This is a genomic window from Streptomyces spongiicola, from assembly GCF_003122365.1.
Taxonomy (GTDB): domain Bacteria; phylum Actinomycetota; class Actinomycetes; order Streptomycetales; family Streptomycetaceae; genus Streptomyces; species Streptomyces spongiicola.
Window position 1 is genome coordinate 1790498 of sequence record NZ_CP029254.1, and the last position, 12025, is coordinate 1802522.

The following is a 12025-nucleotide window of genomic DNA, read 5'->3' on the forward strand; positions in this document are numbered from 1 at the left end:
AAGGCCGCGCTCCGGCGTCGGCGAACGCCCCCGAGCCCCCGCCGCCCAGTACCGCTCCCGCCGCGGTGACCAGGACGAGAGCGCGGCGGGCGCCGTGCGCGGCCGGACGGCCCCCGGCGCCTGCCGGCAGGGTGCGGGCCCGTTCCCTCCGCTGCCGGGCACAGCCAGGGCAGACGCAGTCGCCGGCCGGCTCGTACTCCTCGAACACCGGAACGGTCATCCCTTACCCCTCCAGATCCACCGCTCTCTCCCGTCATGACAAACTGCATTTTGACTGAACAAAGCGAAAAAACGACCATCCGACAGGCCGGAAGGCGCAAGGAAATGGTCGGGAGCATCGCCGGGGGTCCGGTAGGGTTCTGCGGGTCGGCAGGCGCCGCTAGCTCAGTTGGTTAGAGCAGCTGACTCTTAATCAGCGGGTCCGGGGTTCGAGTCCCTGGCGGCGCACCAGCGAGCAGTTCGCCGACCCGGGCGTCCTCGGTTTCCGAGGACGCCCTTTCGCATGGGCGCCGCATCCCGCGCGGCGCCGGGGCGACGGGTGTCGCGCAGGAGCGGTACGACGAGTGCGGTGGCATCCGAAGACCGGCGGGCGCCGGCGGCGGGGCGGCGACGGGGGCGGGGCGGGCGCCTCGGATCACGCCGGACCGGCACGTCCGCCCCGCCTGCCGTGCCTGCCCCGCCCGTCCCGCCTGCCGTGCCTGCCCCGCCCGTCCCGCCTGCCCTGCCCGCCTGCCACAGCTACCGTGCCCGCCACGTCCGCCACGTCCGCCACAGCTACCGCGCCCGGAGCGACGCGGCGGAGCGGCGGAGCGGCCGCGAACGCCCTTGCGATCACGCCCCCGCTCCGGGACCCTGTCCTCTGAGTCCGCGGCCCCAAGGGGGCAGCGGGCTCAGACAGTTGCGACTTGCGGTGATTCGAGCAGTTTCTCCGGCCGCGGCCGGCCCGTGACGGGGGTCCCGTTCGTCGTCGGACGCGGAGACGGGCATCATGCAACCGGAAGACCATCGTCTTCTGTCTACGGATACGGTGGTCAGCCGATGATGCGTCCGGTACCGGCTGGCCATGGGGAGCCGCGGTCCGGACCCGACCGAACGATCACGCAGCCAGCAGGCGTGCGGGGGGAATGAAACGTATGACGTCGACGCCGACCGGCGCACGGCCGCAGGACGACGATCCTTCCCGGACCACGCAGCTTCGGGTTCCCCCGCAGCTCAGGACCGGGAGCCACCGGTCGCGCCCCAAGAAGGCGCTGCCGAGGTACGACTACGAGCACTACAGCCGGCTGGCCGGTCCCCTGACCCAGCCGGACCCGTCGAAGCCGTACCGGGTGCAGTACCGGTCGCTGCTGTCGCAGGAGCAGCACCGCGTCCGGGCCGCCCTGCTCCTCGGCGCCGCACCGCTGGTCTCGCTGGGCCTGTTCGTCTGGCTGATGCAGCCGCAGCACTGGACCGAGCGGGACCCCAACCTCGACAACGAGCTGCTGCTCTGGCTCGACGTGGTCATGCTGGTGTCGATCGGCCTGATCGAGCTCTTCCGCACGATGAACGTCCTGTCGAACGCGCATGCCACCCTCGTCGCGCGTGACCCGGTACCCGTCGTACCGGAGTCGGGCACCCGCGTCGCCTTCCTCACCTCCTTCGTGCCGGGCAAGGAGCCCCTGGAGATGGTGACGAAGACGCTCGAGGCGGCCGTGAGGATCCGGCACCGCGGACTGATGCACGTGTGGCTGCTCGACGAGGGCGACGACCCGGCCGTCAAGGAGGTCTGCGCACGGCTCGGCGTCCACCACTTCTCCCGCAAGGGCGTGGCCAAGTGGAACCAGGAGAAGGGCGCCCACCGGGCCAAGACCAAGCACGGCAACTACAACGCCTGGCTCGAGGCGCACGGCGGCGACTACGACTTCTTCGCGTCCGTCGACACCGACCACGTGCCGCTGCCGAACTACCTGGAGCGGATGCTCGGGTACTTCCGCGACCCGGACGTCGGGTTCGTGATCGGCCCCCAGGTCTACGGCAACTACGACACTTTCGTCACCAAGGCGGCCGAGTCCCAGCAGTTCCTCTTCCACGCCCTGATCCAGCGTGCCGGCAACCGCTACGGCGCCCCCATGTTCGTCGGCACCTCCAACGCCGTGCGCATCAGCGCCATCAAGCAGATCGGCGGCCTGTACGACTCGATCACCGAGGACATGGCCACCGGCTTCGAGATGCACCGGGCCAGGAACCCGGCCACCGGCAACAAGTGGCGGTCCGTCTACACCCCGGACGTGCTGGCCGTCGGTGAGGGCCCGTCCGCCTGGACCGACTTCTTCACCCAGCAGCTGCGCTGGTCCCGCGGCACCTACGAGACGATCCTCAAGCAGTACTGGAGGGGCTTCGGCAGCCTGCCGGCCGGGAAGCTCTTCAACTACACCATGATGATCATCTTCTACCCGATGTCGGCCCTCAACTGGATTCTGGCGGCGCTCAGCTGCGCGCTGTTCCTGGGCATGGGCGCCTCGGGTGTGCAGATCGACCCGGCCGTCTGGATGATGCTGTACGGCAACGCCTCCGCCCTGCAGATCGGCCTCTACATCTGGAACCGCCGCCACAACGTCTCGCCCCACGAACCCGAGGGCTCCGGCGGTCTGGCCGGTATGGTGATGTCCGCGCTCTCCGCACCGATCTACGCACGCTCCCTGATGGACGCCGCACTGCGCCGCAAGAGCAAGTTCGTGGTGACGCCCAAGGGCGACTCCTCCAGCCCGGACACGCTCTTCGGCACGTTCCGCATCCATCTCTTCTTCATCATGATCTTCGGCGGCTCGCTCGCCTCCTCGTTCTGGTTCGGGCACGACCACCCGGCGATGATCACCTGGGCCGGTCTGGCCCTGCTGATCACGGCGGCACCCGTCTTCGCCTGGCGGTACGGCATCCGCGAGGAGCGGAAGAAGCGGCGGGGTCGGCGCCGTGCGAAGCCGGGGACGGGCGGCGGTGCCTCCGAGGCCGAGCCGCCGGCAGCCCCTGAGCAGCAGCCGCGCCAGTGGGCCCCCGCGGACCAGACCATGCAGATCGCCCTTGGGGGACGAAAGAAATGAGTGCACTTCCCGTCCGGCCGAACCACCGCAAGAACCGGGCCCGGCGGATCCTGATCGGCGCGGCGGTCGTGGCGGCGATCGCCGGGTTCAACGGACCCGCGATGTACCGGTACGGCTCGGAGCGGTACCACGAGTACAAGATCGACCAGCCCGAGTACAAGGCGGCGAACGGCCGGTGGGACCTCCTCGACGTCCCCGCCGAGTACAAGATCAACACGATCCACGCGGCCCTGCTGCACACCGGCAAGGTGCTGCTGATCGCGGGCTCCGGCAACAACCAGAAGAACTTCGACGCCAAGAAGTTCGAGTCGGTGCTGTGGGACCCGGAGACGAACGAGTTCAAGCACATACACACGCCCAAGGACATGTTCTGCGCCGGGCACACCCAGCTGCCCGACGGCAAGCTGCTGGTCGCGGGCGGCACCAAGCGGTACGAGAAGCTCGAGGGCGACGTCACCAAGGCCGGCGGCCTGATGATCGTCCACAACGAGGACCCCGACAAGCCGATCACCCTGCCCGCGGGCACCAGGTTCACCGGCAAGGAGAACGGCAAGACCTTCGTCTCCAAGGACCCGGTCCTCGTCGAGAAGGCGAAGAAGATCTTCGACAAGGAGACGGGCCGCTTCCTGCGGACCGAGGCGGGCCTCGGCCGGATCTACGTCGAGGCCCAGAAGTCCGGCAAGCGCTACGAGACCGGCACCGAGGACAACTACCGGGTGCACGGCCTCAAGGGCTCTGACAACCGGAACGTCTACGGCATCGCGCAGAAGCTCGCCCTCGACAAGAAGGACTTCCAGGGCATCAAGGAGGCCTACGAGTTCGACCCGGTCGCGGAGAAGTACATCACCGTCGACCCGATGAACGAGGCCCGCTGGTATCCCACCCTCACCACGCTGGCGGACGGCAGGGTGCTGTCCCTGTCCGGACTGGACGAGATCGGCCAGATCGTCCCCGGCAAGGACGAGATCTACGACCCCGAGACGAAGAAGTGGGAGTACACCGGCTTCGAGCGGCGCTTCCCGACCTATCCCGCGATCTTCCTGATGGACAACGGGAAGCTCTTCTACTCCGGCTCCAACGCCGGATACGGCCCGGCGGACGTGGGCCGCGACCCCGGGGTCTGGGACCTGGACGGCAACAAGTTCACCAAGGTCCCCGGACTGAGCGACCCGGACCTGATGGAGACCTCGGCGACCGTGATGCTGCCGCCCGCCCAGGACCAGCGGTTCATGGTGATCGGAGGCGGCGGGGTCGGCGAGTCCGAGAAGTCCAGTGAGAAGTCGCGGCTGGTCGACCTCAAGGACCCGAACCCCCGCTTCGAGGACGGCGCCTCGCTCGACAAGGGCACGCGCTACCCGAGCGCCTCGCTCCTGCCGGACGACAGCGTGCTGGTCACCGGCGGCTCCGAGGACTACCGGGGCCGCAGCGGTTCCAACGTTTTGGAGGCGCGCACCTACGACCCCGGGACCGGGAAGTACACGAGGGTCGCCGACCCCCGGGTCGGCCGCAACTACCACTCGGGATCCGTGCTGCTGCCCGACGGCCGCGTGATGATCTTCGGCTCGGACTCCCTCTTCGGCGACGACGCCAACACCAAGCCCGGGGTCTTCGAGCAGCGGATCGAGATCTACACCCCGCCCTACCTCTACCGGGACTCGCGGCCCGAGATCGGTGCCGGACCCGAGAAGATCGAACGCGGCGGTTCGGCGACGTTCAAGAGCCCCGGCGCGGCGAAGCCGGCGTCGGCGAAGCTGATGCGGCCCAGCGCCGTGACGCACGTGACCGACGTCGACCAGCGCTCCATCGCGCTGGAGATGACGAAGACGGCGGACGGTTTCAGGGTCACCGTGCCGAAGAACCGGTCCCTGGTCCCGTCCGGCTGGTACATGCTGTTCGTGACGGACGACAAGGGCACCCCGTCGGAGGCGGTCTGGGTCGAGGTCCCGTAGACCGTACGGCGAACGGCAGGGCGGCGGGGCGGCAGGAAGTCAGACCGAAGGGGGCTCCCGCGGCGGGAGCCCCCTTCGCGGCGAACACCCCTTCGCGGCGAACACCCCTTCGCGGCGAACACCCCTTCGCGGCGAACACCCCTTCGCGGCGAACACCCCTTCGCGGCGAACACCCCTTCGCGGCGAACACCCCTTCGCGGCGAACACCCCTTCGCGGCGAACACCGCTGCGCGGCGCCTCGGCCGGTCGAGCGCTACCCGGTGTTGCGGGCCAGTTCGAGCGCGTACTCCGGGTACCAGTCGCCGGCCTTGGGACCGCCCTTGCAGTCGCCGTCGGACTCGCCCGGCCGCTTCACCCACAGATAGGCGTCGACGAGGGGGTCGCCGGTCTTCGTCGTGGGCTCCTCACCCAGGGCACGGCCGGGCGGGTTGCACCAGTTCTCCCGGGGATCGCCGTCGGTGTACGGCCCGTTGCCGTTGCGGCTGGTGTCGATCACATAGTGCTTCCCGCCGACCCCGGCCGAGAGCGCGTGGCCGAACTCCCTGCTGGCCTCGGTCGTCTGGAAGTTGGAGACGTTGACCGCGAAGCCGTCGGCCCCCTCGATGCCGGCCCGGCGCAGCGGGCCGGGAAGGGAGCCGGGGTCCGCCCAGCCCGCGTTGCCCGCGTCCAGGTAGACCCTGGTGGCCGGCAGCCGCTTCAGCCGCTCGATGGCGCCCTTCAGCAGGTCGTACCGCTCCTGGTGGTACTCCTGCGGGGTGCAGCCGTCGACCAGGTGCAGCACGGCGTCGGGTTCCAGCACGACCGTGGCCCGGCGGCCGCCGATCCCCTCGGCCACCTTCTCGACCCAGGCGCGGTAGGCGTCGCCGTCGGACGCGCCGCCCCTGGAGAACTGCCCGCAGTCCCGGTGCGGGATGTTGTAGAGGACCAGCAGCGCGTCGCGGCCGGCCTTCGCCGCGGCCTCCGTGTAGCGCTTCGCATCGCCCTCGGGGTCCTCGGTGCCGATCCACTCGCCCACCGGCTGGGCCGCGATCTTCCCGATCAGTTCGGCTCTGGCGTCGTCGCCGTCGTCGAGGTACGAGGCAACCTGCTTCGCGGCGTTGCCCTCGGGATTGACCCAGTACGGGGCCGTCGCCTCGGGCTGCCGCCGGGCCTCGGGCCCGTCCCCTCCGCCGTCCGGGGAGGAACACCCCGCGACCAGCAGGACGGCCCCCGTCGCGGCCGCCGCCCATCGGGCGCGCCCGACTCGACTGCCGTACATCCACTCCCCCTTGGTGCACCGTGGTACGTGCCGGGCCGCCCCCCGGGCGCCCCCGCTGCCGGACCGGGCCCGGCCGGACCCATCCTGACACACGGCGTCCGCCGCCCACGAGGCAACGAGACTTCGGCCGCCAGGCCCTCAGACGCCGCGCGCGTCCGTGAGGTAGGCGGACACCACGACGTTCGCCGTATAGGAGCCGGCCTTCTTGTCGTAGGTGCCGCCGCAGGTGATGAGCCGGAGCTCGGCCCGGCCCGGCCGGTGCACCCCGTACACCTTCCGGGCGTCGAACCGGTCCCGGCTGACCACCTGGACGTCGTCGATGGTGAAGACGGCGACCGAGCCGTCGGCCCGGGTCACCCTGACCGTCTCGCCCGGCCGGACCGCGCTCAGGCCGTAGAAGACCGCGGGCTCGGTCCTGGTGTCGACATGGCCGACGAACAGCGCCGCACCCGCGGCACCGGGGCGGGTGCCGGTGCCGGTGCCGAACCAGCCGACGGCGCCCGGCGTCGCGAACGGCGGCGGTTCGACCGCCCCCGTCGGGTCCAGACCGCGGGCGACGACCGGGGCCGAGACACCGATCGAGGGGACCTCCACCCTGGTGGGTCCCACCGGTGCCAGCGGCTCGCGGGCCGGCGGCAGCGGTACCCCGAGCGGACGGCCCACCGCGGCCACGTCCCCGGTCGTGGGGGCCGAAACACCCCCGGCGCCGTCGCCCGCCCCACGACCCCAGAGCCACAGACTCATCAGCAGGACCGCCCAGGCCACTCCCGTGAGCAGCCGGCCGCTGCCGGAGGACTTCTCCCCTGCACCGGACACGGCGGTCAGTCCCGGTCCGGCGAACCGGCCCGACGGCGGCGGGCACTGCGGAAGGCGACGGCGACGGCCGCCGCTCCGGCGAGGAGCAGCCCGATCACGGTGTGCGGGGTGCCGGGGCCCTGGGTGTCGGCGGACTTGGCCTCCGGCGAGGCCAGCCGGTCGGCAGCGCCGCCGCCACCGGCGCTGACGGGCGCCACGGGGGTCTCCGCCGGATCGGGGGCCTCGACGTCCTCCTCGTCGGAACCGTGCTCGTCGGAACCGTCGTCGTCAGAACCGTCGTCGTCGTCGCGATCCCCGTCGCGGCCTCCGTCGTGATCTGCGTCGTGGCCCCCGTCGTGATCCCCGTCGGAGCCGCCCCCGTGGTCCCGTCCTTCGCCGTCCTTCTCGCCTTCACCGCCGTCGCGTTCCCACTTCCCGTCCTTGGACCCGTCGTCCTTCCTGCCGTCCTGGGACCCGTCGTCCTTCTTCCCGTCGTGCCCTTCGCGCTCCCGCTCGGCGTTCTCCTCCTCGCCCTGCTTGCCCTCGGCCTCGGACTCGGCCCCGGAGCGCGACGGCGGCATGAGCGTGACGATCTGAAGCCGCTCCACGGCGCCACTCCGGTCGCCGTCGCCCAGATCACTCCCGGGTTCCGCCCCGAGAGCGTGGACCGTGTCGGTGAGCCGGGCTTTCTCCTCTGCGAACGCGGTCCCGGGGACGGGGGCCAGAATCAGGAAACCGGTAGCCGCCCCTACGACACGGAGAGCAATCATCGCTGAACGCATTGTGAACCTCCTGGTGTAACGAGATTCACGCGTTCCGCCCAGTTCCGCATCTCCGGCTGACCCGTACGGGTCAGCGCCCCGGGCCGGTCCAGGCCTCCGGGCAGAGCCCGGCCTTCTCGCACGCCCCCGCGCACGCCCACCGCGCACGCCCCCCGCGACGACAGACCGGGGCGCCGGCACGGAACGGCGCGTCGCCGGCGGGGAGCAGGTCGGCTTCGCCGCCGGACGGGCCCCGGGCGGTGCCCGGAGCCCTGACGAAACCCTCACTGGAGACCCCGCCGTTCGAACGCGGGGACGGGAGGCGGGCGTACGCCGGCCGGCGAAGGCCGGTGACCGCCGGCGGGGCCACGTGACACAGGGACAGCCCGTAACGCAGGGACAGCCCGTGTCGCCCGGACGGACCGGGCTCACCGCGTATCGGACACGTTCCCCCGCACGGGAATCGAACACACGCCGAAGGTAGGGTCTACGTCGAGCGCAAGCCGCCTCGTACAACTGCGTCCGGCAGGAGAAACACCCCATGGGAGAGCGCAAGCCGATCGAATCATGGCTCACCGACATGGACGGAGTGCTGATCCACGAGGGCATCCCGATCCCCGGCGCCCAGGAGTTCCTCAAGCGGCTCAAGGAGTCCGGGAAGCCCTTCCTGGTCCTGACGAACAACTCGATCTACACCCCGCGTGACCTGCATGCGCGGCTGGCCCGGATGGGCCTCGACGTGCCGATCGAGAACATCTGGACCTCGGCCCTGGCCACCGCGCAGTTCCTCGACGACCAGCGGCCGAACGGCACCGCCTACGTGATCGGCGAGGCGGGCCTGACGACCGCTCTGCACGAGATCGGGTACGTCCTCACCGACTCCGATCCCGACTTCGTCATCCTGGGGGAGACCCGGACGTACTCCTTCGAGGCCATGACGAAGGCGGTCCGGCTGATCAACAACGGCGCCCGGTTCATCGCGACGAACCCCGACGAGACGGGCCCCTCCGCCGAGGGCGCACTCCCCGCAACGGGCGCCGTCGCGGCGCTGATCACCGCTGCCACCGGCAAGAAGCCGTACTTCGTGGGAAAGCCGAACCCGCTGATGATGCGCGCCGGACTGAACGCCATCGGAGCGCACTCCGAGACGTCGGCCATGATCGGCGACCGGATGGACACGGACGTGCTCGCCGGCCTCGAGGCGGGAATGCGGACGTTCCTCGTCCTGACGGGCGTCACCCGGCCGAACGAGGTGGACAGCTTCCCGTACGGCCCCTCGAAGGTCGTGGACTCGATCGCAGACGTGATCGACCACGTCTGATCTCGGCGGGTCCGCGGGGTCGTTGGCGCCCTGCCGTGTACGCGGGCCGCGGAACGCGTGGAAGGGGCGCCGGGGCGCTTCCCGGCCCCGGGGAAGACGCTGCGGGCGAGGAGCGAGGTGCCCCGTGCACCTGCCCGGGACGGCGTGCCGTGCGACGGTGCGGGGGCCGTCGGGGCCCCGGGCGGCGGGGACGTTGTCCGGAGCCGGGAGGCGCGGGCGTTGTCCGGAGCCGGGCGGCGCGGGCGTTGTCCGGAGCCGGGCGGCGCGGGCGTTGTCCGGAGCCGGGCGGCGCGGGCGTTGTCCGGAGCCGGGCGGCGGGGACGCTATCTGACCCGGCGCCTCATCAGGAGCAGCACCACCGCTCCGGCGAGGAGCACACCGCCTGCGGTGGCGAGTCCCACCGAGTGCCAGGGGCGGGCGCCGGTCGCGGCGAGTTCGTGCGCGTCCTCCAGGGCGACGCCGTCGTTGACCGTCCCGTCGCCGGGGACCGCGGGCCCGCTGGCCTGCGGCTCGCCGACGGGCCCCGAGGGCCGGCCGGCGGGCTCGGGGGCGAGGACGTCGAAGCGGTAGTCGTCGGACTCCCCCACCCAGTCCCCGTCCGCGCCGCGGCGCTGGACGACCGCGGCGTTGGCGACGACGGTGTCGGGGGCCGTGGTGCGGTCGGGGAAGGCGAGCCGGACCCGCACGGAGAAGGTGCCGCCTGCCGGCAGCGAGAGACCCGCGAACCCGCCCGAGCCCGCGCCGAACGCTCCGACGGCCTCCCCCCGGTCCGTCTTCTCGATGGTGACGTGCCGCCAGATCCGCGCGGCTCCGTCGAAGAACTCCAGCCGGACCCGGTCCGGCTGGAGCGCCCGGGCCTGTCCGGTGAGCACGACCACGGGGTGGATGTTCAGACACGGCCGGGCCGTGGTGTTCGACAGTTCGACGGAGAACTCGTGGGCGTCCCCGCCGGCCCGGTACTCACCGGGGCCCTTGGCGATGTGGGTGACGATCGGGAACTCGACCGCGTTCGGATCGCCGCAGGCCGGCTGCTGTGAGACGGGTGCCGCACCGGGCGCCGGGGGCGATGCGGCACCCGGCCGGGCGGGCTGCGGCGCCGGCGGCTGCGGGACGGTGGGGGGAACGGCCGGCGCCGGGGCCGCGGGCAGCGGCGCCGTGGGGTGCGGCGCGAGGGGGTGGAGCGCGGTGGGGTGGGGCGCGGTGGGCGCGGGCGGAACGGGCGGGGCGGGGAGGCGCCGGGGCGGGGTCTGCCGGGCGGCGGGAGCGGGATCCGGACCGGCCATCCGGGCCGGGGCGGGCTGGGGAGCGTCCGTGCGGGGCGGCGCGGGCCGCTCAGGGGGTGGACCCGGCGTCGCGGGCACGGGCTGCGGGTCCGGGCTCCGTGCGGGGGCCGGCCCCGCCAGGAGGACGGGGGCGAGGGCGGCCGTGACGGCTCCGGCGGCGAGGGCGGTGCGCAGACGCATGGGGAACCTCAGCAGATCGCGGGCGTGGGCGGCGTCGGCAGCGACGCTGCCACGCGTGGGCCTCCCGGTCGTGCACCGACGCCACCACGCGACCTGAAAATCACACCATTAGGCCCGGTTGGCGGAACCCGTCGCCTCCATGCGGCCGAACAGCGGGGCCAGGACGAGCTGGGCCGCGCCCTCCGCGACGGGGTACGCACCGCTCGCCGCCGGCACGACACGCACGGCGCGGTCGCCGACCATCGCGCCGACACCCCGGACGAACGTATCGGCGGCGGCGAGGACCGTGCGCCCGCCGAGCAGCACCTGATCGATGTCGAGCAGCCGTACCAGGTTGGCCGCGCCGGTACCCAGCACCCTGGCCGCTTCCCCCAGGTCACCGCGGGCGACGGCAGCGAGGCACAGCGCCTCGATGCAGCCGCGGTTGCCACAGGGGCAGACAGGGCCGTCGAGTTGCACGACCTGGTGCCCGAACTCCCCCGCGCCGGTGCGCGGCCCCCGGTGCAGCACTCCGCCGATCACCAGCCCGGCTCCCAGTCCGGTGCCGAGGTGGAGGTACGCGAACGACCCGGGGGCGGGAGCGGCGGTGGGGGCGGAAGCGGTCGCGGCGGGAGGCGAGGCGGGAGCGACGGCACCACCGCCACCGGCGGTCGCGGCGGGAGGCTCGGCGGGCACGACGGCACCACCGCCACCGGCGCGCCCGGCCTCGTCCGCCGCGCCGGGTCCCGTCCGGGGCAGCCCGCGCAGCGCGAGCCCCAGTGCCGCCGCGTTGGTGTCCTTGTCCAGGACGACCGGCACGCCGAGCCGCTCCGCGAGCTCGTCGCGGAGCGGGACTCCCGCCCAGCCCGGCGCGCCGGTCACCCGGCCCGGGACGCCGGTCCGGTGGTCCAGCGGTCCGGGCATGCCGACCCCGACGCCGAGCACCCGTTCCGGTCCGCCTGCCAGCAGCGCCCGCACCTCGCCGGCCGCGGCGGAGATGGCGTGCGGTACCGGGCCGCCGAGGTCCAGCCCCCGGGTGCGGGTCGCGACGACGGTGCCGGCGAGGTCCACGAGGACGGCCGTCAGCTCGTCGCGGTCCAGGTGGAGCCCCACGGCGTGCGCGGCGTACGGGACGAGGCGCAGGACCGTGCGGGGCTTGCCGCCGGTGGACGCGCGGCGACCCGCCTCGGTCGCCATCCCGTCCTCCCGCAGCCTCCCGGTGATCTTGCTGACGGCCTGGGGCGTGAGCCCGGTGTGCTCGGCCAGCTCCAGCCGGCTGATGCCGTCGTCGCCCGCCGCCCTCAGCAGATCCAGCACCAGAGCCGCGTTGTGGCTGCGCAGCACAGGAAGGTTGGCACCCGCGTTACTCCACTTCACCCGCCCATTGTGCGGGCGCTTGACGCTTTGGCAACACTGTTGCTT

Annotated in this window: 8 protein-coding genes and 1 tRNA gene; 4 read left to right on the plus strand and 5 right to left on the minus strand. The window is 72.4% G+C overall.

The window, feature by feature from the left end:
* Window positions 1-373 precede the first annotated feature (373 nt).
* The 3 genes from DDQ41_RS07730 (at window position 374) to DDQ41_RS07745 (ending at window position 5026) form a co-directional block, all read left to right on the plus strand.
* Window positions 374-450, plus strand: a tRNA-Lys gene (locus DDQ41_RS07730).
* A gap of 683 nt (window positions 451-1133) precedes the next feature.
* Window positions 1134-3077 (plus strand): glycosyltransferase family 2 protein, encoded by a 1944-nt coding sequence (locus DDQ41_RS07740; RefSeq protein ID WP_109293815.1) that lies wholly within the window; start codon window positions 1134-1136, stop codon window positions 3075-3077.
* On the plus strand, window positions 3074-5026 hold the full coding sequence (locus tag DDQ41_RS07745) for a radical copper oxidase GlxA (RefSeq protein WP_109293816.1): 1953 nt from the start codon (window positions 3074-3076) through the stop codon (window positions 5024-5026). The genes DDQ41_RS07740 and DDQ41_RS07745 overlap by 4 nt, the downstream gene beginning before the upstream one ends.
* A 253-nt stretch (window positions 5027-5279) precedes the next feature.
* Here DDQ41_RS07745 and DDQ41_RS07750 read toward each other — a convergent pair whose 3' ends face one another.
* The 3 genes from DDQ41_RS07750 to DDQ41_RS07760 form a co-directional block, all read right to left on the minus strand.
* Window positions 5280-6284, minus strand: coding sequence for a glycoside hydrolase family 6 protein (locus tag DDQ41_RS07750; protein WP_109293817.1), 1005 nt, complete (start codon window positions 6282-6284; stop codon window positions 5280-5282).
* A gap of 138 nt (window positions 6285-6422) precedes the next feature.
* Window positions 6423-7100 carry a class F sortase gene (locus DDQ41_RS07755; protein ID WP_109293818.1) on the minus strand — a complete coding sequence of 226 codons (678 nt, stop codon included), beginning with the start codon at window positions 7098-7100 and terminating at the stop codon, window positions 6423-6425.
* 5 nt (window positions 7101-7105) lie between these two features.
* Window positions 7106-7849 (minus strand): hypothetical protein, encoded by a 744-nt coding sequence (locus DDQ41_RS07760; protein ID WP_262508385.1) that lies wholly within the window; start codon window positions 7847-7849, stop codon window positions 7106-7108.
* Between the two features lie 532 nt (window positions 7850-8381).
* On the opposite strand from DDQ41_RS07760, the gene DDQ41_RS07765 reads away from it, so the two are divergent.
* Window positions 8382-9161, plus strand: coding sequence for an HAD-IIA family hydrolase (locus tag DDQ41_RS07765; protein WP_109293820.1), 780 nt, complete (start codon window positions 8382-8384; stop codon window positions 9159-9161).
* Window positions 9162-9484: 323 nt separating this feature from the next.
* On the opposite strand, the gene DDQ41_RS32315 is transcribed toward DDQ41_RS07765, so the two are convergent.
* Both DDQ41_RS32315 and DDQ41_RS07775 read right to left on the minus strand, forming a co-directional pair.
* Complete coding sequence (locus tag DDQ41_RS32315) at window positions 9485-10624, minus strand: hypothetical protein (protein WP_262508386.1); 1140 nt, start codon at window positions 10622-10624, stop codon at window positions 9485-9487.
* Between the two features lie 108 nt (window positions 10625-10732).
* The gene (locus DDQ41_RS07775; protein ID WP_245990926.1) at window positions 10733-11980 is read right to left on the minus strand and encodes an ROK family protein; all 1248 of its coding nucleotides are present in this window, start codon (window positions 11978-11980) and stop codon (window positions 10733-10735) included.
* Window positions 11981-12025 lie beyond the last annotated feature (45 nt).

What these genes read in the sequence shown, in the direction of transcription:
- DDQ41_RS07740 (WP_109293815.1), top strand. Translation starts at nt 1,134, where the DNA reads ATGACGTCGACGCCGACCGGCGCACGGCCGCAGGACGACGATCCTTCC.
- DDQ41_RS07745 (WP_109293816.1), top strand. Translation starts at nt 3,074, where the DNA reads ATGAGTGCACTTCCCGTCCGGCCGAACCACCGCAAGAACCGGGCCCGG.
- DDQ41_RS07750 (WP_109293817.1), bottom strand. Translation starts at nt 6,284, where the DNA reads ATGTACGGCAGTCGAGTCGGGCGCGCCCGATGGGCGGCGGCCGCGACG.
- DDQ41_RS07760 (WP_262508385.1), bottom strand. Translation starts at nt 7,849, where the DNA reads ATGATTGCTCTCCGTGTCGTAGGGGCGGCTACCGGTTTCCTGATTCTG.
- DDQ41_RS07765 (WP_109293820.1), top strand. Translation starts at nt 8,382, where the DNA reads ATGGGAGAGCGCAAGCCGATCGAATCATGGCTCACCGACATGGACGGA.
- DDQ41_RS32315 (WP_262508386.1), bottom strand. Translation starts at nt 10,624, where the DNA reads ATGCGTCTGCGCACCGCCCTCGCCGCCGGAGCCGTCACGGCCGCCCTC.